This is a genomic window from Curtobacterium sp. MCBD17_008 (assembly GCF_003234475.1).
Taxonomy (GTDB): Bacteria; Actinomycetota; Actinomycetes; order Actinomycetales; family Microbacteriaceae; genus Curtobacterium.
Genome location: NZ_QKTK01000003.1, coordinates 183,451 through 203,413, shown reverse-complemented (window position 1 = coordinate 203,413; position 19,963 = coordinate 183,451). Strand labels below are relative to the sequence as shown.

At 72.1% G+C, this 19,963-nt stretch carries 19 protein-coding genes; 16 read left to right on the top strand and 3 right to left on the bottom strand.

The annotated features are described in order from the left end of the window. Positions 1–116: 116 nt before the first annotated feature. The gene (locus DEI95_RS04425) at positions 117–1,586 is read right to left on the bottom strand and encodes an NCS2 family permease (RefSeq protein ID WP_110824303.1); all 1,470 of its coding nucleotides are present in this window, start codon (positions 1,584–1,586) and stop codon (positions 117–119) included. Positions 1,587–1,742: 156 nt separating this feature from the next. Here DEI95_RS04425 and folE point away from each other — a divergent pair, with 156 nt between their 5' ends. The 7 genes from folE (at position 1,743) to DEI95_RS04390 (ending at position 6,349) form a co-directional block, all read left to right on the top strand. Further along, positions 1,743–2,360 (top strand): GTP cyclohydrolase I FolE, encoded by a 618-nt coding sequence (gene folE, locus DEI95_RS04420; RefSeq protein ID WP_110824449.1) that lies wholly within the window; start codon positions 1,743–1,745, stop codon positions 2,358–2,360. Beyond that, positions 2,360–3,286 carry a dihydropteroate synthase gene (gene folP, locus DEI95_RS04415; RefSeq protein WP_111059489.1) on the top strand — a complete coding sequence of 309 codons (927 nt, stop codon included), beginning with the start codon at positions 2,360–2,362 and terminating at the stop codon, positions 3,284–3,286. The genes folE and folP overlap by 1 nt, the downstream gene beginning before the upstream one ends. Further along, positions 3,283–4,029: a pyrimidine reductase family protein gene (locus DEI95_RS04410; protein WP_111059488.1), complete on the top strand. Its 747-nt coding sequence runs from the start codon at positions 3,283–3,285 to the stop codon at positions 4,027–4,029. The genes folP and DEI95_RS04410 overlap by 4 nt, the downstream gene beginning before the upstream one ends. A 67-nt stretch (positions 4,030–4,096) precedes the next feature. Beyond that, positions 4,097–4,822 carry a hypothetical protein gene (locus DEI95_RS04405; RefSeq protein ID WP_146243587.1) on the top strand — a complete coding sequence of 242 codons (726 nt, stop codon included), beginning with the start codon at positions 4,097–4,099 and terminating at the stop codon, positions 4,820–4,822. Beyond that, a complete protein-coding gene (locus DEI95_RS04400) occupies positions 4,819–5,019 on the top strand; it encodes a hypothetical protein (protein WP_110910547.1) in 201 nt (66 codons plus the stop codon). The genes DEI95_RS04405 and DEI95_RS04400 overlap by 4 nt, the downstream gene beginning before the upstream one ends. A 9-nt stretch (positions 5,020–5,028) precedes the next feature. Then, entirely contained in the window at positions 5,029–5,682 is a 654-nt protein-coding gene (locus DEI95_RS04395; RefSeq protein WP_111059486.1) for an HAD-IA family hydrolase, read from the top strand. Positions 5,683–5,800: 118 nt separating this feature from the next. Continuing rightward, on the top strand, positions 5,801–6,349 hold the full coding sequence (locus DEI95_RS04390; RefSeq protein ID WP_110824298.1) for a type 1 glutamine amidotransferase domain-containing protein: 549 nt from the start codon (positions 5,801–5,803) through the stop codon (positions 6,347–6,349). Positions 6,350–6,440: 91 nt separating this feature from the next. Here the strand turns inward: DEI95_RS04390 and DEI95_RS04385 are convergent, their stop codons facing one another. Beyond that, the gene (locus tag DEI95_RS04385; RefSeq protein ID WP_111059485.1) at positions 6,441–7,007 is read right to left on the bottom strand and encodes a molybdenum cofactor biosysynthesis protein; all 567 of its coding nucleotides are present in this window, start codon (positions 7,005–7,007) and stop codon (positions 6,441–6,443) included. 117 nt (positions 7,008–7,124) lie between these two features. On the opposite strand from DEI95_RS04385, the gene DEI95_RS04380 reads away from it, so the two are divergent. The 5 genes from DEI95_RS04380 (at position 7,125) to DEI95_RS04360 (ending at position 12,831) form a co-directional block, all read left to right on the top strand. Further along, complete coding sequence (locus DEI95_RS04380) at positions 7,125–8,726, top strand: DNA-3-methyladenine glycosylase 2 family protein (protein WP_111059484.1); 1,602 nt, start codon at positions 7,125–7,127, stop codon at positions 8,724–8,726. Then, a complete protein-coding gene (locus DEI95_RS04375; protein WP_111059483.1) occupies positions 8,723–9,235 on the top strand; it encodes a methylated-DNA--[protein]-cysteine S-methyltransferase in 513 nt (170 codons plus the stop codon). Before DEI95_RS04380 ends, DEI95_RS04375 begins: the two co-directional genes overlap by 4 nt. 258 nt (positions 9,236–9,493) lie before the next feature. Beyond that, a complete protein-coding gene (locus tag DEI95_RS04370) occupies positions 9,494–10,336 on the top strand; it encodes an alpha/beta fold hydrolase (RefSeq protein ID WP_110900382.1) in 843 nt (280 codons plus the stop codon). Between the two features lie 76 nt (positions 10,337–10,412). Further along, positions 10,413–11,282, top strand: a complete 870-nt coding sequence (locus tag DEI95_RS04365; protein ID WP_111059482.1) for a hypothetical protein — start codon at positions 10,413–10,415, stop codon at positions 11,280–11,282. A gap of 79 nt (positions 11,283–11,361) precedes the next feature. Further along, complete coding sequence (locus DEI95_RS04360) at positions 11,362–12,831, top strand: APC family permease (protein WP_110910541.1); 1,470 nt, start codon at positions 11,362–11,364, stop codon at positions 12,829–12,831. Between the two features lie 251 nt (positions 12,832–13,082). Here the strand turns inward: DEI95_RS04360 and DEI95_RS04355 are convergent, their stop codons facing one another. Beyond that, the gene (locus DEI95_RS04355; protein ID WP_111059481.1) at positions 13,083–13,754 is read right to left on the bottom strand and encodes a LysE/ArgO family amino acid transporter; all 672 of its coding nucleotides are present in this window, start codon (positions 13,752–13,754) and stop codon (positions 13,083–13,085) included. Positions 13,755–13,822: 68 nt separating this feature from the next. On the opposite strand from DEI95_RS04355, the gene DEI95_RS04350 reads away from it, so the two are divergent. From DEI95_RS04350 to DEI95_RS04335, 4 genes are all read left to right on the top strand, one after another. Further along, positions 13,823–14,743: a LysR family transcriptional regulator ArgP gene (locus DEI95_RS04350; RefSeq protein WP_220036617.1), complete on the top strand. Its 921-nt coding sequence runs from the start codon at positions 13,823–13,825 to the stop codon at positions 14,741–14,743. 395 nt (positions 14,744–15,138) lie between these two features. Next, positions 15,139–17,097 carry a cellulose synthase catalytic subunit gene (locus DEI95_RS04345; RefSeq protein WP_258367454.1) on the top strand — a complete coding sequence of 653 codons (1,959 nt, stop codon included), beginning with the start codon at positions 15,139–15,141 and terminating at the stop codon, positions 17,095–17,097. Further along, a complete protein-coding gene (locus DEI95_RS04340) occupies positions 17,094–17,834 on the top strand; it encodes an HlyD family secretion protein (RefSeq protein WP_110900387.1) in 741 nt (246 codons plus the stop codon). The genes DEI95_RS04345 and DEI95_RS04340 overlap by 4 nt, the downstream gene beginning before the upstream one ends. A gap of 2 nt (positions 17,835–17,836) precedes the next feature. Then, positions 17,837–19,921: a glycosyl hydrolase gene (locus DEI95_RS04335; RefSeq protein ID WP_111059480.1), complete on the top strand. Its 2,085-nt coding sequence runs from the start codon at positions 17,837–17,839 to the stop codon at positions 19,919–19,921. Positions 19,922–19,963 lie beyond the last annotated feature (42 nt).

Sequence of the window (19,963 nt, the reverse complement as noted above, 5' to 3'; positions counted from 1 at the left end):
GCGTCATCGGAGCGGCGCGGACCGACAGCGCACAACAGGAACCGGCCCACACCACGGACGTCCGTGGTGTGGGCCGGTTCCTGTCGTGCTGAGCCGATCGGCGCCGCGACCGGACCTCAGCCGACGCCGAGGAGCGACTCCAGCGGACCGCGTGCGAAGTAGAGCAGGAAGCCGGCGGCGACCACGTACAGCAGCCACGAGACCTGGCGGCCCTTGCCGGACAGCGCCTTGATGAGGACCCAGCTGATGAAGCCGGCACCGATGCCGTTCGCGATCGAGTAGGTCAGCGGCATGACGACGATCGTGAGGAACGCCGGCAGCGCCGACCCGAAGTCCGTCCAGTCGATGTCCGCGACCTGGGCGACCATGAGTGCACCGACGACGACGAGCCCGGCAGCGGCGACCTCGAGCGGGACGACCTGGGTCAGCGGCGTGAGGAACATCGACGCCAGGAACAGCAGGCCGGTGACGACCGACGCCATGCCGGTGCGGGCGCCCTCGCCGATGCCGGACGCGGAGTCGATGAACACCGTGTTCGACGACACCGAAGCACCACCGCCGGCGATCGCGCCGGCACCCTCGACGACGAGTGCGGCGCGGAGGCGCGGGAACGTCCCGTCCTGCTCCGCGACCCCCGCCGCCTTCGCCAGGCCGGTCATCGTGCCCATCGCGTCGAAGAAGTTCGTGAAGACGAGCGTGAAGACGAGCATCGACGCGGCGAGCGGGCCGATCCGGGCGAAGGCGCCGAAGTCGAACTGGCCGACGAGGGACAGGTCGGGCAGGGCGAACAGTGCGCTCGGCAGCCCCGGGGCGTTGAGGTTCCAGCCGGTCTTCGACTCGACGGACGTCGGCACCTGGAACACGGCCTGCAGGATGATGGCGATGACGGTCGTCGCGACGATGCCGATGAGCAGCGCGCCCTTGACGCGGCGGGCCATCAGCGTGCCGATGATGACCAGACCGATGAGGAACACGATGGTCGGCAGTGCCCCGACGGACCCGTCCTCGCCGAGCTGCAGCGGCGGCGACGCGAGCCCCGACGAGCGCACGAACCCGGAGTCGACGAGCCCGATGAACGCGATGAACAGGCCGATGCCGACGGTGATCGCGGCCTTGAGCTGTGCGGGCACGGCCGTGAAGATCAGCGTCCGGATCCCGGTCAGGGCCAGCAGCACGATGATGACGCCGTTGATGACGACGAGGCCCATCGCCTCGGCCCACGTCACCTGCTGCACGACGCTGACGGCCAGGAACGAGTTGATCCCGAGACCGGCCGCGATGCCGAACGGCAGGTTCGCGATGACGCCCATCGCGATGGTCATCAGGCCCGCGACGAGGCCGGTGGCCGCGGCCACCTGAGCGTTCTCGAGCCAACCGCCGCTCACGTCCTTGGCGGCCTGGTCGGCGCTGAAGCCGCCCAGGATGAGCGGGTTGAGGATGACGATGTAGGCCATCGTCACGAAGGACACGACGCCACCACGGACCTCGCGCGGGATGGTCGATCCGCGCTTGGTGATGGAGAAGAAGCGGTCGAGACCGGATGCGACGCTGTTCCGGGGCGGGCTGGATGTCTGCGGGGCGCTCACCGGTGGAGTTTAGAGGACGGCCGCACCGATGGGCACGTCGCGACGGGATGGTAGTCCTGCCGGGAGGCCCGTTCCTGGAGAACGGGGTACGTCACCGCGTTCTCCGGTCAGGACCGCACCGCGCGACCGGTGTTGGATGAGCGGGTGACGCAGCGCATGGACCGTGCCCGTGTCGAGGCCGCCGTGCGCGAGTTGCTGGCGGGCATCGGCGAGGACCCCGACCGACCAGGACTCGAACGCACCCCGCAGCGGGTCGCGGACGCCTACACGGAGTTCTTCCACGGGCTCGACCTCGACGCGACGCAGATCGCCCGGGACGGCACGGTGCCCGCCGACGACGGGGAGCGCGGCGACCTGGTGGTCGTGCGGGACATCCGGTTCCGGTCGGTGTGCGAACACCACCTGCTGCCGTTCCTCGGGACCGCGCACCTGGCGTACGCGCCGGGGGAGCGGCTCATCGGCCTCGGGACGCTCGCGCGGGTGGTGGAGGCCCTGGCCTCGCGTCCGCAGCTGCAGGAGCGCCTCGGCGAGCAGGTCGTCGCCGCCGTGCAGGACGGCCTCGAGGCGCGCGGCGTCCTCGTCGTCCTCGACGCCCAGCACCAGTGCGTGACGACCCGGGGCGAGCGGCAGACGGGCTCCACGACCGTGACGGTCGCGGCGAGCGGGATCCTGTCCGAGGCCGCCGGTCGTGCGGAGGCGATCGCGCTCATCGGTGCGGGGACCGGGAACGGGACGGCCGCTGCGGCCGACGCCGGCCACGGGACGGACGCCTGATGCGCCTCGGACCCGCGTCGGGCCTCCCGTCCGGACCCTCCGGATGGGTCGTCCCCGAGCTGCGCGCCCCGGTCCGCACCATCGGCCGCCGCACGATCGACTTCGACTCCCGCATCGCCGTCATGGCGATCGTGAACCGCACCCCGGACTCCTTCCACGACCAGGGCCGCACCTTCGCGCTCGACCGTGCCGTCGCGGCCGCCGTCACCGCGGGCGAGCAGGGTGCCGACTGGGTCGACATCGGCGGCGTGAAGTTCGCGCCCGGACCCGAACTGTCCGCGGCGGACGAGATCGACCGCGTCGTGCCCGTCGTCGCACAGGTCGCGCAGCAGTCCGACGTGACGATCAGCGTCGACACCTTCCGGCCGGAGGTCGCCGCCGCCGCGATCGCCGCCGGTGCCAGCGTCGTGAACGACACCACCGGGCTGGCGGACCCGCGGATGGCCGAGGTCGTCGCGGACTCGGACGCCACCGTCGTCATCACCCACTCGCTCGCCGCACCCCGGCAGGAGTACCCGAAGCCGCAGTACGCCGACGTCGCCGGTGAGGTCGCGGCGTTCCTCCGGCTCCGGGTCGACCGGGCGCTCGCCGCGGGCATCCCCGAGGAGCGGATCGTCATCGACCCCGGGCACGACCTCAACAAGACCACCGTGCACACCCTCGAGCTGACCCGGCGCCTGCCGGAGGTGGTCGCGCTCGGCTACCCCGTCCTCGCGGCGGTGTCGAACAAGGACTTCGTCGGGGAGACCCTCGGCAGACCGCGCGGTGAGCGGCTGTCCGGGTCCCTCGCCGCCGCGACCATGAGCGCGCTGCTCGGCGCGCGGATCGTCCGGATGCACGACGTCCCCGAGGCCGTCGACGCGATGCGCATGGTCGAGGCCGTCCTCGGCTGGCGGGAACCCCTGGAAGCGAGGCACAACACGTGACCCACCTGCCCGGCTCCGTCGACGACCTGTCCGACGACGACCTGCTCGCCGTCTACACGGACGGCACCGAGGGCACCGCGGACGGGGGCTGGCTCCGCGTCAACTTCGTGAGCTCGCTCGACGGCTCCGCCACGGCGGCGGGGAGGTCCGGCTCCCTCGGCGGCCCCGACGACCTGCGTGTGTTCGACCTGCTGCGGCGAGCGGCCGACGTCGTCCTGGTCGCCGCGGGCACCGTGCGCGACGAGGGCTACGGGCCGATGGTCTTGCACGACCCGGACGTGGCCTGGCGCCGGGCGCGCGGGACGGCAGACCACCCGGTGTTCGCGATCGTCACGGGGTCGCTCGGCCTCGACCCGGCGTCCCGCGTGTTCACCGAGGCCCCGGTCCGGCCGCTCGTGCTCACGTCGTCCGCTGCCGACCCCGAGCGCCGCCGGGCCCTCGAGGCCGTGGCCGACGTCGTGTCCTGCGGCGAGGACTCGGTCGACCCGGTGCTCGTCCGCGCTGCCCTCGTCGACCGCGGCCTCGCACGCATCCACTGCGAGGGCGGTCCGTCGTTCTTCGGGTCCCTCGTCGCGGCGGACCTGGTCGACGAGTTGTGCCTGTCGATCGACCCGTCGCTCGAGGGCGGGGCCGGCGGACGCATCGTCCACGGCTCGTCCCCGGAGCTGCGGCGGATGCGGTTGGCGCACGTGCTGCGCGGGGCGGGCGACGTGCTGCTCACGAGGTACGTCCGGGCGCGCTGACGGCTTGCGGCTGGACCGATCGCTTAGCATCGTTGTCTGACATGTATCATTTCAGTACGATCGGTGCATGCCACCGTTCAGTGTTCCGCCCCGTCTCATGCTCCTGACTGCCGCTTCCACGGTGCTCGCCGTCAGCGCCACACTCTCGGTCGGTACATCTCCGACGAGCGCCGCGGTCTCGACCGCGACCAACGCTCCGAGTGCGATGAGCGACGCACCGTCGGTGGAGCAGGACCTCCAGGACATCGTGCGGGAAGCCGAGACGTGGAAGCCGCTGTCGGAGGAGGCCACCTCGACTGCGGTCGGGACGTGGACGGAGCGATCGGGTCGATCTGCGAGCGGTCTGCAACTCGACGTCGAGGCCGCCAGGGCATTCCGTACCTCCGGGGGGACGGTACTCAGGATCCCGTTCGCGTCCTCAGCCGGGGTGCTCCCGCAGTCCAACCTGTCCGCCGTGGTCGAAGGGAACACGGTGCTCGGGTGGAGTGAGATGGTGCTCATCCCTCGGTCGGCAGACTCCGGACGCCTCCGAACGTGGGTCGATGGCACGCGCCGCATCGATCGGATCGTGGAGGCGACCGCGCCGGTGGTCCACTCGTCGTGGTGGAGTCGCTTCTCGTCGTGCCTCAATGGTGCCGGTGTTGCTGCATGGGCGATCACCGCGCTGTCGATCGCTTGTTCGGCCGCCTGTGTCGTGACTGCTGGTGTCGGCTGCATCGCCTGCTTGACCGCGGCGTCCGCAGTGACCAGTGGAACGATCTCGTTCTGTGCGGGGAAGGCGAGTCGGGGATGACCCGCACCACGAAGACGACACGACGGATGGTTCCACCGGTACTCGCGATCGCAGCGGCTCTGGTCATGCTCGCAGGCAGGCTCCTCCCGCCGCTCCGAGAGGCGCCGATCGTCGTCTGGAGTGCAGCGCTCACGCTCCTGCTGGCGGCGCTTGTCTTCGCCGTCGCCGTCCGGCCTCACGGGGACGGCCGGCGGTAGGGTCGGCACGTGATCGACGTCGTGGTGTCCGGGGTCCTGTTCGACATGGACGGGACGCTCGTCGACTCGACCGCGATCGTCGAGGGTGCCTGGGGACGGTTCGGCGCCGACCACGACCTGGACCCGCAGACGATCCTCGCCTTCTCGCACGGCCGTCAGACGATCGACACGGTCCGGCGGTTCCTGCCCGACCTGTCCCCGGACGAGCAGCGCCGGGTCGCGCTCGAACTCGTGAACGACGAGGTCGAGAACACCGACGGCATCGTCGAGGTCCCCGGTGCCGGCGCCTTCGTCCGACGGCTGCAGGACGCCGGTGTGCCGGTGGCGCTCGTCACCAGCGCTCCGCGGGACCTCGCCGTGAACCGGATGCGGGCCGCGGACGTGCCCGTCCCGGACGCGTTCGTCTCCGCCGCGGACGTCGAGCACGGCAAGCCGCACCCGGACGGCTACCTCCGCGGGGCCGCCCTGCTCGGGCTCGCCGCCACGGACTGCCTCGCCTTCGAGGACGCGCCCGCCGGCCTGGAGGCTGCGGTCGCCTCCGGCGCGACGACGGTCGCGGTCGGGGTGCTCGCCGCCGACGTGGCCCCCGACCTCCCGCGCATCACGGGGTACGACGGGATCTCGGTCACGCCGGAGGGCGACGGGTTCCGGATCCGCGGCTGAGCCGTCGGTCCGCGCACCCCTCGCCGGGCGTCGGCTGCGCACTGCGAGCGCGTCCAGCGCGGGGCGACGACCGTGGTGTGGGCGGCCCCGGAGACCCCGGTCCGCGGAAGGAGTGACCATGGCAGCCCTCGACGGCAAGAAGATCCTCGTCATCGCGACGAACTACGGCGTGGAGCAGGACGAGATCGTCGTCCCCACCGACCAGCTCCGTGAGCGTGGAGCCACCGTGACCGTGGCCGCGAAGGAGTCCGGCTCGATCGAGACCCTCGTCGGCGACAAGGACCCGGGCAAGAGCGTCGACACCGACACCACCTACGACGGAGTCTCCGCCGGCGACTACGACGCGCTCGTCGTCCCGGGCGGCACCATCAACGCCGACACCATCCGCCAGGACAGCACCGCGGTCGGGCTCGTGAAGGCCTTCGTCGACGCGGGCAAGCCGGTCGCGGCGATCTGCCACGGCCCGTGGACCCTGGTCGAGGCCGGTGTCCTGCCGGGTCGCACGATCACGTCGTTCCCGTCGCTGCAGACCGACGTGCGCAACGCCGGCGGCGAGTGGGTCGACCAGGAGGTCCAGGTCGACACGACGAACGGCACCGTGATCACCTCGCGCACGCCGGATGACCTGCCGGCCTTCGTCGACGCGATCGAGTCCGCGCTCGTCTGACCCCTCACACAACGCAACGTGGGCGGTGTTGCGCAGCGGAGTTCCGCTGCGTGGTGCCGCCCACGTTGCGTGTCGCGGCCGCCTCGTCGCGTCAGACGCCCGGGACGGGGTGGGCCGTGCGGAGCACCGCCGCGCCGAGGGTGAGTACGCCGTCGGACTCCGGGTCGCACCGCACGCCGCCGTGTCCCCGCATCGCGCGGAACGCCCCCGGTGCCACCTGCGTGTCCATCCACGCGCACGGGTTCGCCGGCCGGTACCCGCGGAAGCGCACGGGCCCGTCGCCGGTGTCGAGCGAGAACGGCTCGCCGCGCAGGGCCTCGACGTCGACGCCCCGCAGGAACACGTTCCGCCGGGTCGCCGCCAGGTCGATCGACGTGCCGAGCTCGCGGCCGACCTGCTCGAGTCCCTCGACGCCGATCACCGTCACGGTCGCTTGCACGTGCGCCCGGGCCGCGAAGTAGCGGTCGCCGACGATGCCCAGCCCGGCCCGCAGGTCGATCCGTTCCCGGAGCTCCCGTTCCCCCGGCTGCGGAGGAGTGGAACCGTCGGCCGGACGTCCCTCGTAGCGGTGCCGCCGGGAGGCGAGGAGCATCACGACCTCAACCTCGCGGGCATGCGGCAGCGCGTCGGACGCGACCGTGTCGGAACCGGGACCCATGCGCACGACGGTAGTCGTGCCTCCCGGCCGGCCGTCGCCCCGTCACCCCGGCCCCCGCCCGCTGCGATGTCCGATCTCCGCCAGTCCGCTGTCGTCGGCCCGTGTCAGGCTGACCGCATGACGACGACCGGAGCCGGAGCGCTGCACGACGAGCGGTACCGCATCGCGGCCTCGCGGGACGCCCGGTTCGACGGGCAGTTCGTCACCGCCGTGCACTCCACCGGCATCTACTGCCGACCCAGCTGTCCGGCCAGGACCCCGCGGTCGACCGGCGTGACCTTCTACCGGACGAGCGCCGCCGCGCACCTCGCCGGGTTCCGCGCCTGCCGCCGGTGCCTGCCGGAGGCGACCCCGGGCAGCCCCGAGTGGGACCTGCGCGAGGACGTCGCGGGTCGCGCGATGCGCCTCGTGGTCGACGGCGTCGTGGACCGGGAGGGCGTGCCCGGCCTCGCCCGCCGGGTCGGCTACTCCGAGCGGCAACTGAACCGCATCATGACCGAGGAGCTCGGCGCCGGCCCGAAGGCCCTGAGCCGCGCACACCGGGCGCAGACCGCCCGGACGCTGCTCACCGGGTCCGACCTGCCCGTCGCGGACGTCGCGTTCGCCGCCGGGTTCACGAGCATCCGCCAGTTCAACGACACCGTGCGCGAGGTCTTCGCGCTCACGCCGACCGAGCTCCGTGCCCACCGGCGCTCGGCACCCGGGTCCGACGGGGCGCTGCGGGTGCACCTTCCGGCCCGGCCGCCCTTCGACGTGCAGGGCCTGCTCGAGTGGCATGCACTGCACGCGCTCCCCGGCATGGAGCAGGTCGGGACCGGGGCGGACGGTCGGGTCACGTCCTACGGTCGGGTGCTGGACCTGCCGGGAGGCCCGGCCTGGTTCCGCGCGTCCGCGGCGGCAGCGGACGGGGCCGGGTCGCGATCCGGCCGTCGTCGTGGGACGGCACCGCGAGGCAGGGGTCGCGTCGGCCTCGACCTGCTCGTGCGCCTGACCGACCTGTCCGACCTGCCGACGCTCGTCGCCCGGGTGCGGGCGCTCTTCGACCTGGACGCGGACCCGGTGGCGGTGGACGACGCGCTCGCCGCGGTGCCCGGACTCGCACCGGTGGTCGACCGCGTCCCCGGCATGCGGTTGCCCGGGGCGGTGGACCCGCACGAGGTCGTGTTCCGCACCCTCATCGGGCAGCAGGTGTCCGTCGCGGCGGCGCGGACCGCACAGACCCGGCTCATCGCCGCGCTCGGGACGCCGGTGCCGGAGGGGCTCGTGCCGGGTGCGGCCGTCGCGCGGACGTTCCCGCGCGCCGCAGTGGTCGCCGAGCGTGGTCGTGTGGTCCTCCGTGGCCCCGCTGCCCGCGTCGACACGATCATGCGCGTCGCGGCGGCGCTCGCCGACGGGTCGCTCGTGGTCGACGGCGGCCAGTCCCTCGACGACCTGCGATCGGGGTTGCTCGCCGTGAAGGGGATCGGGCCGTGGACCGCCGACTACGTCGCACTGCGGGTGCGGCACCACCCCGATCTGTTCCTCCACAGTGACCTCGCCGTCCGGAACGGTGCACAGGAACTCGGGCTGCCCGGGACGGCGCGTGAGCTCTCCCTATGGTCGGAACGGGTGGCCCCCTGGCGGAGCTACCTGACGATGCACTGCTGGCGGCCGATCGTCGATCGCGCGATGGACCGGACCGCTGCGACCTCCACGACCTCCGGGAAGGACCCCCGATGACCGACGCTGTCCGCACCACCCTGACCACCCCCGACGGACCCTTCACCGTGCTCGAGGACGACCGCGGTCGGGTCCTCGCCTCGGGGTGGACCGCCGACGTCGAGCGGGTCCTCGCCCGGATCGCCGAGCGACACCGGCCTCCGCGGGTCCTCGAGGGACGGGTCGCCGCGGCCGACGCCGTCGACGCCTACTACGCGGGGGAGACCGACCACGCCATGCAGGTGCCCGTCCACCAGGTCGGGACCGACCTGTTCACGGAGGGGTGGCGGCGGCTGCGGGACATCCCGGCCGGGTCGACCCTGACGTACACCGCGTTCGCGAGCGCGATGGGTCGACCGGATGCCGTCCGGGCAGCGGCGAGCGTCTGCGCCCGGAACGCCCCGGCGCTGTTCGTCCCGTGTCACCGGGTCCTGCGCTCGGACGGCTCCCTCGGCGGCTTCGCCTGGGGACTCGACGTCAAGCGCGCCCTGCTCGAACGTGAGTCCGTGGGCGTCGACGCGCTGGTCTGACCGGCGTCCGACGGCACCGGTGTCCACAGGAGCCGTGCTGTCGTCCACAGGAAACGTGCCGCCGTCCACAGGGATCACAGAGCGCTCCCCCAGGACGCGGGTGGTGACTCTCGGGGCTCCGCCTGTCAGACTCGCGACGACGGCGTGGCCCACGACCAGCGGGGGCCGAGATCAGCGTCGCCCGAGTTGTGCGTGGCACCGACCAGTGCCATCCGCCCGGGGACGGACCACACGACGTCGGGGACGAACGAGGACGCCATGACGACCAGCACCGGACGATCGGTGACGTCTGCGGACGGCACGCAGATCGCGGTCTCGTCGAGCGGTTCGGGCCCCGTGCTCGTCCTCGTCGGCGGCGCCTTCGACCACCGGGGAACCCCGTACGTGGACGCCGTCGTCGCGGCGTTCTCCGACCGCTACCGGGTCGTCACGTACGACCGGCGCGGTCGGGGGCAGAGCGGCGACACCCGGCCGTGGTCCGTCGAGCGCGAGGTCGACGACCTCGCAGCGGTCGTGGCCGACGCCGACGGACCGGTCGACCTGCTCGGCATCTGCGTGGGGGCCGCCGTGGTCCTGCACGCCGTCGCCGCTGGCGTCCCGGTGGGTCGGGTCGTCCTCTACGAGCCGCCCTACCGCGCGAGTGCCGACGCCCGGGCGGACGACGTCCTGTTCGCCGACCGCCTGGACGAGATGATCGCCGGCGGCCGACGGGCTGCCGCGGTGCGTGCGTACCTGACCCGCGTCCTCGGGGTGCCGATGCTCCAGGTGTCCGCCGTGCCCCTCAAACCGAAGCTCTGGAAGGCGCTGCTCGCCGACGCCGGCGTCCTCGGTCGCGACGTCCGGGTCCTCGGCGGGCTCGTCGTGCCGGAGCGGGTGCTCGCCGCGATCGGCGTCCCCGTGCTCGTCGCGGCCGGCACCGCGGGCGCGGTGTGGGCCCGTGGGGCTGCCCGCGCGGTGGTGGAGAGCGTTCCCGGGTCCACGTCCGTGGTCCTCGAGGGGCAGGGGCACGTGCCGGACCCCGTCGTCCTGAAGGAAGCCGTGGACGCGTTCCTCCTCGGCGAACGCAGCCCGAGCAACACTGACCAGCCCGAGCACCACTGACCAGCCGGAGTCGCACCGGACGGTCGGAGCCGCACGGTCTGCGCAGCCCGGCGCGGTCCTGCGCCAGGATGGACGGGTGAACGCACCCCGCCTCGGACTCCTGCTCGACGTCGACGGCCCGATCGCCAGCCCGCTCTCGCGGACGATCGCGATCCCGAGCATCATCGAGGACCTCGTCGCGCTCGCCGCGGAGGGCATCCCGGTCGTGTTCAACACCGGCCGGAGCGACGCCTTCATCCGCGAGCAGGTCGTCGGACCGCTCCTCGCCGGAGGTCTCGCGGCCGGAGGTCGCGTGCACGCGATCTGCGAGAAGGGCGCCGTCTGGTGCTCGATCGGACCGCAGTTCCCGGACGGCATGGGTGAGCTCACCGTCGCCGAGGACCTGGCCCTGCCGCGCGACTTCGCCGACGAGATGCGCGACCTGGTCCGGGACGAGTACGCCGACCTCGTGTTCTTCGACGAGACGAAGCGCGCTATGGTCTCGATCGAGCAGCTCGTCGAGGTCGACAACGCCGCCTACCTCGCCCGGCAGCCGGCGTTCGACGCGCAGGCGATGGCAGCGCTCGAGCGGCGGGGACTCGGCGTCCGTCGACTCGACGACGTGCGACCGGACGAGCACGGTGCGGTGGACTGGCGCGTCGACCCCACGATCATCTCGACGGACATCGAGTCCGACCGGAGCGGCAAGGACCTGGGCGCCGAGCGTGCGCTCGAGCTCCTGGCCGAGGACGGGGCCCTGCCACTCGAGTGGCGGACGGTCGGCGACTCCCGGAGCGACTACGCGATGGCGGACTGGCTGCACGCGAACGGACACCGGGTCGCCCACGTCGACGTCCGGCCGGCCGACGGGGTCCCGGAGACGCCGTACCCCGTGCTCACCGCGCCGGAGAGCGTCATCCACGACGAGGCCGGCGCACGCTTCCTGCGGGAGTGGCGGACCGCCTGACCGGCGCCACCATTTGCGGACGCTCGTGGTACACCACTACCCTTCCGGGGTCCGCCTGCTCCGATGACGGGAACGTCCCATGGCCCTCCGCACCAAGTCCATCGAGGCGTCGCTCGCCGACGCCGACGAGAAGGGGCGCTCGCTCAAGCGCTCGCTGGGCACGTTCGACATCGCCGCGATGGGGATCGCCGTCGCGGTCGGTGCCGGCATCTTCTCGGTCGGCGCGAACGCCGCCGCCAACTTCGCCGGACCCGGCGTCATCATCTCGTTCATCCTCGCCGCGGTCACGTGTGGCCTCGCGATCATGTGCTACGCCGAGTTCGCCTCGACGATCCCCGTCGCCGGGTCCGCGTACACGTTCACCTACGCCACGATGGGCGAGCTGCTCGCCTGGATCGTCGGGTGGGACCTCATCCTCGAGACGCTGACGGCCAGTGCGGTGATCGCGAAGTACTGGGGCATCTACCTCAGCACCGCGTTCGACGTCTTCGGCATCACGCTGCCGAGCACGATCGCCCTCGGCCCGATCGGCTTCACGTGGGGGCCGGTGCTCATCGTCGGCGTCTTCACGGCGCTGCTGGCGTTCGGCACCCGCCTGTCGAGCCGGGTGTCCGCGGTGATCACGATCATCAAGGTCGCGATCGTCCTGTTCGTCATCGTGGTCGGCGCCTTCTTCGTCAAGGCCGCCAACTTCACGCCGTTCATCCCCGCGGCGGAGCCCGCGAAGGGCGCTGAGGGCAGTGTCTGGACCCAGTCGCTCGTGTCCTTCGCCACCGGGTCCGAGCCCGCGCAGTACGGCGTCTTCGGCCTGCTCGCCGCCGCCTCCCTGGTGTTCTTCGCGTTCATCGGCTTCGACGTCGTCGCGACGAGTGCCGAGGAGACGGAGAACCCGCAGAAGACCCTGCCGCGCGGCATCTTCATCGGCCTCGGCATCGTGACCCTGCTGTACGTCGGCGTCAGCATCGTCATCACCGGGATGGTGTCGTACAAGCAGCTCGCGCAGGAGGACGCGCCCTCCCTGGCGTCGGCGTTCGACCTCGTCGGGCTGCCCTGGGCGGCGGGCATCATCGCGATCGGGTCGCTCGTCGGCCTGACCACCGTCGTCATGGTGCTGCTGCTCGGCCTGTCCCGCATCGTCTTCTCGATGAGCCGTGACGGCCTGCTGCCGCGCTGGTTCTCGGTGACGAACCCGAAGACGCAGACCCCGGTCCGGGTGCAGGTCGTCGCGGGCATCATCGTCGCGTTCCTCGCCGGGTTCACGCCGGTCGAGAACCTCGAGGGCATGATCAACATCGGCACGCTCTCGGCCTTCGTGCTCGTGTCGGTCGGCATCATCGTGCTGCGGAGGTCGCGTCCGGACGCACCGCGCGCCTTCCGGGTGCCGTGGTCCCCGGTCATCCCGATCCTGTCCGCCGTGCTGTGCTTCTGGCTGATGCTCAACCTCGAGGTCGAGACCTGGCTGCGCTTCGTCGTCTGGCTCGTCATCGGCTTCGCGATCTACTTCGGCTACAGCCGTCGGCACAGCCGGGTCGGTCGCGGCGAGCACTGACCGCCGCCCGGTGCCCGCGCTCGGTCGTCGCTGTCCCAGCGCCGACTGGACCCGCACAACGAGAGCCGGATCGAACCACGGTGTTCCGTGGTTCGATCCGGCTCTCGTTGTGTCAGACCGGCCCGAACCGCGGCGCCCCTCGCCCAGACCGGCCCGAACCGCGGGCGTCGAACCGCGGCGGCCCTCGCCCAGACCGGCCCGAACCGCGGGCGTCGAACCGCGGCGCCGCGGCGGCCCTTGCCACGGCGGCGTCAGGCGCCGAGCAGCAGGGCCACGCCGAACGCGAGCATGACGACCGCGACGAGGGCGTCGAACACGCGCCACGTCACCGGCTTCGCGAACAGCGGTCGCAGCAGCCGTCCGCCGAACCCGAGCGCACCGAACCAGAGGCAGCTCGCCGCCACCGCGCCGACGGTCCACCACCACCGGTCGTCGACGCCCTGTCGGTTCGCCACCGACCCGAGGAACACGAGCGTGTCCAGGTACACGTGCGGGTTCGCCCACGTGAAGACGAGCATCGTCAGGACCGCGGCCCGCATGGTCGGCCCACCCGGACGGCCCGCGCCGAGCCGGGCGGGCGGCGTGCAGTCGTCTGCGGCACGGTCCTCGAGCCGGATCGCCTCGTCCGAGGGGCGCAGCGCCCGCCGGGCCGCGAGCACCCCGTAGGTGAGCAGGAACGCCGCCCCGACGAACCGGATGACGAGCAGCGCCACGGGCACCCGTTCGACCACCACGCCGACACCGAGCACCCCGGCGACGATGAGGGCGGCGTCCGACAGCGTGCACACGGCCACCGCGACCGCCACCACACCCGGACGCGCGCTGACCGCGAGCCGCAGCAGGTAGGTGTTCTGGACCCCGATCGCGACGATGAGGGCCAGGCCGGTGCCGAGGCCGGAGAGAGCGGGGAGGAGAGCGGTCACAGGGGAACCGTACGGTGCTGGGCTGGATCAGCACAGCTCCTGATCGTGGTGTGCCGTAAGCTGCGCTCATGGTGCAGTTCCAGCGCGACCACCTCGAGACACTGCTTGCCGCCGTCGACACGGGCACCTTCGACGCGGCCGCGCGGACCCTGTCGATCACGCCGTCGGCGGTCTCACAGCGGGTCAAGGCGATGGAGCAACTCGTCGGGCGGGTGCTGCTGCAGCGGTCCACCCCGATCACGCCCACGGCCGACGGCGAGGTCGTGCTCCGGCACGCGCGGCAGGTGCGGTTGCTCGACGAGGAGACCTCGCGTGCACTCGCCATGCCGGGCGCCGACGGGGCGGGACACACCCCTTCGATCCCCCTCGCCGTGAATGCGGACTCGCTCGCCACGTGGTTCCTCGACGCCCTCGCCCTGGTGCGGCACGACACCGAGGTGGTCTTCGACCTGCACCGTGAGGACCAGGACCGGACGGCCGAACTGCTGCGCTCCGGCACGGTCATGGCGGCGGTCACGGCGGAGGCGGCACCGGTCCAGGGCTGCTCCTCCGTCCCGCTCGGCGTCGATCGCTACCGGGCGGTCGCCGCGCCGTCCTTCGTCCGTCGGTACCTGGACGGCGCCGACACCGAGCGGCGCATGACGGCCAGACTCGACCGGGTACCGCTCGTCGACTACGACCGTGACGACGACCTGCAGCAGGGATTCCTCCGGCGGGTCCTCGGGCACGCGCCGCGCGGTCCACGGCACTACGTCCCGAACTCCGCCGACTTCGCGCGCGCGGTGCAGCTCGGGTTCGGATGGGGGCTCCTGCCTGAGGCGCAGTGCCTCGACGCGCTTCGTTCAGGTGCGCTCGTCGAGCTCACCCCGGGGCGGCGGGCCGACGTCGCGCTGTGGTGGCAGCGGTGGACGACGGCGTCACCACTGCTCGAACGCGTCACGGACGCCGTGCGGTCGGTCGCTGCGGAACGGCTCCATCGGCCGGCTTGACCTGCGGTGCGGGACCGGTGACGCGCCCAAGCGGACCGATGTCCGCGGAACGCACGAGCAGCGCCGCGCCGCGCCCGTGCCCCCTGACCTGGGGGTCTGTTCACACGATCGTCACATGGCGGTCGCGGGTCGTGTCGTACGATCGCACCACTGACGGCGCGGGCCGTCAGCAGCTCGACCCGAACCCACCGAACACGGTCCCGTCTCCCGAGGGCGGACCTTCCGGTGCACGCCGCACCCACGGCGAGCACCGTGCCCCGGACGAGGAACCCTGGCCTCCGTCCGTGCCGGACCACCGCGTCCGGATCCTGTCGCCGACGTCGCCGACACCCGTCGTCCGTCGTGCCCCGCGAGCACACGGATCGACATCTCCGACACCCGACAGGAGAACGCGCATGTCCGCACCCACGGACGTCCGGCGACCCCGGACGACCACTGCACCCCTGACTGAACCCGACGACCGCACCGTGATCGAGGTCCCGGCCGACGGGCAGCCCCGTCGCCGGACCGGTCGCCGGTCCTCCGGCGGCCTCGTCGCCGGCGGCGCCCGAGGCCCCGGAGGCGCCGACCGCCCGGCCGCACCGGTCGTCCACGTGACCGAGCAGGCCGCCGCCGCCCGCAACCGCGACACCCGGGCGCACAGCCCGGTCATGGTGCTCATCGTGCTGCTGGCGACGCTCGGCGTCGTCACCTACGCGGTGTTCCTGCTCAACCCCGCCAACCGCGGGGACTTCCTGCCCTACGGGCTCGTCATCATCGCGGAGAGCGTCCTCGTCGGGCAGTCCCTGCTGTCGATGTGGACGATCCTGTCCGGCGGTACCGACCCGCGTGACTTCGCGTTCCACAACACCCAGGACACGCTCTTCGACCCCGACGAGATCGCCCGTCACGGGCTCGCCGAGCGCAGCCACCGCTGGCCGATGCGCGTCCGCGGCAAGCGGGTCGTCGTCGACGTCTTCATCACCGTGTACGGCGAGGAGTTGACGAAGATCGCCGCGACCGTCGCCGCCGCGGTCGCGATACGCGGCGAGCACCGCACGTGGATCCTCGACGACGGCCGGAGCGACGACGTGCGCGCCCTCGCCGACCGCCTCGGCGCCCGGTACGTCCGTCGGCTGTCCTCGAACGGCGCGAAGGCGGGCAACATCAACCACGCCCTGACGCTCGCCAAGGGCGACTACTTCGCCGTCTTCGACGCGGACTTCGTGCCCGCGAAGGACTTCCTGTTCGAGACCGTCCCGTTCTTCGCGGACGAGTCGATCGCGTTCGTGCAGACCCCGCAGACGTACGGCAACCTGCACAACCTCGTCTCCCGCGGCGCCGGCTACATGCAGACGGTGTTCTACCGCTTCATCCAGCCCGGCCGGAACCGGTTCAACGCGGCCTTCTGCGTCGGGACGAACGTGATCTTCCGTCGTGCGGCGATCGACGACGTCGGCGGCATCCACACCGACTCGAAGTCCGAGGACGTCTGGACGAGCCTGCACCTGCACGAGCGCGGCTGGAAGTCGGTCTTCATCCCGATGACCCTGGCGGTCGGCGACGCCCCGGAGACGATCGAGGCGTACAGCAAGCAGCAGCTCCGCTGGGCCACCGGCGGGTTCGAGATCCTGCTCACGCACTTCCCGTTCAACCCGAAGCGCAAGCTCACGATGGACCAGCGCCTGCAGTACTTCGTCACCGCGAGCTTCTACCTGACCGGCATCGTCCCCGGCCTGTTGCTGCTCGTCCCGCCGCTCGAGATCTTCTTCGACCTCCGCCCGATGAACATGTCGATCGGGGTCGGCGAGTGGGTGCTGTTCTACCTCGGCTTCTACCTCATGCAGGTCGTCCTGGCGTTCTACGCCCTCGGGTCGTTCCGGTACGAGACCCTGCTCCTGGCCGCGGTGTCGTTCCCGATCTACGCCCGTGCGCTGTGGAACGTGCTCTGCGGGAAGGAGCAGGCCTGGCACGTGACGGGAGCCGGTCGGGGCCGGGCGCCGTCGCCGTTCAACTTCATCGTGCCGCAGGTGCTCGTCTTCGTGTTCCTGTCCCTGACGAGCGTCGTCGCGATCTGGCGTGACGTGTCGAACGGGCAGCTGACGCTCGCCACCGCGTGGAACATCACGAACTCGGTCATCTTCGGAGCCTTCATCGTCACGGCGTTCCGTGAGCAGTCGGTCAACCGGCGGGCCGCCCGGCAGGAGCGTGACGCGGACACCGCTCCGGTCTTCGTCCTCGCCACGGCCGGCCTCGAGCCCGCGCCCGCCCTCCGGACCCAGGTCGTCCGCCCCGACTCGCTGCAGAACGCACGCGACGTCATCACCGCCAGCGCCGCCTCCGGCACCCCGACGGCCGTGGAGGTCGCATCATGACCTGGACCAACCGACTCCGCCTGTACGGCGGCATCCTGGTCGTGCTCGTCGTCGTCGCGGCCTGCACGCTCGTCTTCAACCAGCGGCGGAGCGCCGTGACGAGTGCCTCGGCCGCCATCACCGCGCAGGAGTACGCCGTCGGCACCGACTACGGCGGAACGGTCACCGAGGAGTACGTCGAGGAGGGTGACACCGTCCGCGAGGGGCAGGAGCTCATGCAGGTCCAGAGCCTGCAACTCGCCCAGGACATCCGGAAGGGCGTTGTCGGCGCGGACACCACCACCAGCGCGTACGAGATCGAGCCCGACGGCCTGATCACCTTCAAGGCGGAGGTCTCCGGCACCGTCGCGAAGCTCGACGTGAAGGCCGGTGGGTACGTGCAGGCCGGCTCGGAGCTCGGCACGATCCACAAGGCGAAGAGCCTGTTCGTCACGTCCGAGTTCCTCGTCAGCCCGCGCGACTACGGCCGGATCACCGACGGTGCGACCGTCGACCTGCGCCTGCCGAACGACCGCTCGATCGAGGGGACCGTCAAGAACGTCAGCGTCGTGACCGACGCTGACGGCCAGGCGAAGACGACCGTGTCCGTGGAGAGCCCGGAGCTGTCGGCGTCGCCGTCGTCCGGGGTCACGAGCCCGGGCACCCCGGTGGACGCGACCCTGCACCTCCGCGACGACGGCCGGCTGGCCGGTGTCACCGACGCGTTCCGCGACTTCCTCCGTCAGATCGGGATCTGAGCGTGCGGCTCCGTGCCGCTGCCGTCGCCCTCGTGGCTGCGTCCGCGCTCGTCCTCACCGCCTGCACCGGGACCGGCGCCGAGACCGGGACGGGAGGCCCGGACCGCGCCACCGGGACCGGCTCACCGTCCGCGGACGGTCCGGACCGGGAACAGGCCCGCGACCAAGCCCGCGCCCTGGCCGCCCTCGGTGCCGTCCCGAAGACCACCGCGGGCACCATGCGCCTCGCCGACGGGCTCGTCCCGCCGACGAACCGGTGGTTCTCCGGCCTGGTCTACGGCGCCGCACCGCAGCCGGTCTTCCCGACCCCGATCTCGTGGCAGGTGAGCGACGACGGGTTCGCCGCCGGTCTGCCCGTGGTGAGCGCCACCGAGAAGACGATCGCCGGTGGTGCGGTGCAGCAGGTCGGGCTCGACCTCGGCGCCGACCGGACCCTCGTGTCCGCGTACGACCAGGTGTCCGTGACGGTCGAACACCGCGACGGCGACCGGGTCGTCGGGCACACCGTCCTCGCGCAGGGGTCCCCGCTCGTGTCCTACACGGCGAAGGCCGGACAGACCGTGCGCGCGACCTCGAGCATCACCGCGACCGGTGACGGCCCCGACGGCACGACGACGGGCACCATCGCCGCCGACGGTCGCACGTGGGGCGTCGTCACCAGCGGCGACGTCAGCGGCAGCGCGATCGAGCTCGGTCGCGGGGGCACCGTCGTCCTCTTCCCCGTGCCCGACGACGCGACCGGCAAGCAGGTGCGTGCCCTGTCCACCGCGGCGGCGTCCCCGTTGCAGCAGGTCACCCTCGCCCGCTCGTCGACCGGCACCGCGACCCACGGCGAGCAGCGGACCGCTCTCGGCTACCGCACCGCGGCACGGGGCGACACCGTCATCGTGCCGCAGCCCGGTCAGGGCGCGACGGGTCTGGACTGCACGGGTCTGCACTACGCGACCATCACCGGGGACGCCCCCGTCTGCACCGGTGACGTGCTCCGGTTCGCGGCCCCGAGCCTCCAGGCCGACGACCGGTTGGACCTGTCCCGGCTGTCCTCGTCCGAACGCGACGAGCTGACCGGTCAGGTCCGCGCGGACGCCGGCGCGGTCTCGGAGGCGTCCTTCGGCGCCGACAGCTACGGCGGCGGCAAGGACCTGTACCGGGTCGCGAACCTGTACCGGCTCGCCACGCAGCTCGACCTCGACGACGTCGCCGCGGGCCTGCGGGAGCAGGTGGTCACGCAGATCGACCAGTGGACCGATCCGGAGGGCTGCGGCGTCAGCGGCACGCGGTGCTTCCGGTACGACGACACCGTGAAGGGCCTGGTCGGCCAGGCGCCCTCCTACGGCTCGGACGAGTTCAACGACCACCACTTCCACTACGGCTACCTGCTGTCCGCAGCGGCGATCGTCGCGGACGGGTCGGACGAGCTCGTCGCGGCGTGGGCGCCCGTGCTCGACCTCGTCGCCGCGGACATCGCGTCCCCGGAGGCGACGGCGTCCTTCCCGGAGCTGCGCGTGTACGACCCGTACGCGCAGCACTCGTGGGCCTCCGGGTACTCGCCGTTCGCGGACGGGAACAACCAGGAGTCCTCGTCCGAGGCCGTGTCCGCCTGGAACGGGCTCGCCCGTTGGGGGACGGTCTCCGGCTCCCGGTCGACCGCGGAACTCGGCAGCTGGCTGCTCGCGAACGAGGCCGTGTCTGCCCAGCGTGACGTGCTCGACCCGGACCTGCGCGCGTTCCCCGGGTTCGAGCACACGATCGTCTCGCTGAACTGGGGCGGCAAACGGGACCACGCCACGTGGTTCAGCGCGGACCCGGCGGCACCGGCCGGCATCGAGCTCATCCCGATGCCAGCGGTCGCCGCGGAGTACGTCGCGGCCGGGGGGAAGCAGCAGATCGGTCGGGTCCTCGACGAGGCCGTGCCGGAGGGCGACTACGCGGTGCAGTTCGGGGACTACCTGCTCATGTACCGGGCGCTCGCCTCGGGCAGCCAGGCGACGGCCGCGTTGGCCGCCGCCCGGGACCTGCCTGCGGAAGACATCGACACCGGCAACACCCGCTCGTACCTGCTCGCCTGGATCATGGCGCGCGGGTAGCGGACACACGCCCGGGAGCGCGGTCGGGGGACGCGCTCCTGG

What these genes read in the sequence shown, in the direction of transcription:
- folE (WP_110824449.1), top strand. Translation starts at nt 1,743, where the DNA reads ATGGACCGTGCCCGTGTCGAGGCCGCCGTGCGCGAGTTGCTGGCGGGC.
- folP (WP_111059489.1), top strand. Translation starts at nt 2,360, where the DNA reads ATGCGCCTCGGACCCGCGTCGGGCCTCCCGTCCGGACCCTCCGGATGG.
- DEI95_RS04405 (WP_146243587.1), top strand. Translation starts at nt 4,097, where the DNA reads ATGCCACCGTTCAGTGTTCCGCCCCGTCTCATGCTCCTGACTGCCGCT.
- DEI95_RS04400 (WP_110910547.1), top strand. Translation starts at nt 4,819, where the DNA reads ATGACCCGCACCACGAAGACGACACGACGGATGGTTCCACCGGTACTC.
- DEI95_RS04390 (WP_110824298.1), top strand. Translation starts at nt 5,801, where the DNA reads ATGGCAGCCCTCGACGGCAAGAAGATCCTCGTCATCGCGACGAACTAC.
- DEI95_RS04385 (WP_111059485.1), bottom strand. Translation starts at nt 7,007, where the DNA reads ATGGGTCCCGGTTCCGACACGGTCGCGTCCGACGCGCTGCCGCATGCC.
- DEI95_RS04380 (WP_111059484.1), top strand. Translation starts at nt 7,125, where the DNA reads ATGACGACGACCGGAGCCGGAGCGCTGCACGACGAGCGGTACCGCATC.
- DEI95_RS04375 (WP_111059483.1), top strand. Translation starts at nt 8,723, where the DNA reads ATGACCGACGCTGTCCGCACCACCCTGACCACCCCCGACGGACCCTTC.
- DEI95_RS04370 (WP_110900382.1), top strand. Translation starts at nt 9,494, where the DNA reads ATGACGACCAGCACCGGACGATCGGTGACGTCTGCGGACGGCACGCAG.
- DEI95_RS04360 (WP_110910541.1), top strand. Translation starts at nt 11,362, where the DNA reads ATGGCCCTCCGCACCAAGTCCATCGAGGCGTCGCTCGCCGACGCCGAC.
- DEI95_RS04350 (WP_220036617.1), top strand. Translation starts at nt 13,823, where the DNA reads ATGGTGCAGTTCCAGCGCGACCACCTCGAGACACTGCTTGCCGCCGTC.
- DEI95_RS04345 (WP_258367454.1), top strand. Translation starts at nt 15,139, where the DNA reads ATGTCCGCACCCACGGACGTCCGGCGACCCCGGACGACCACTGCACCC.
- DEI95_RS04340 (WP_110900387.1), top strand. Translation starts at nt 17,094, where the DNA reads ATGACCTGGACCAACCGACTCCGCCTGTACGGCGGCATCCTGGTCGTG.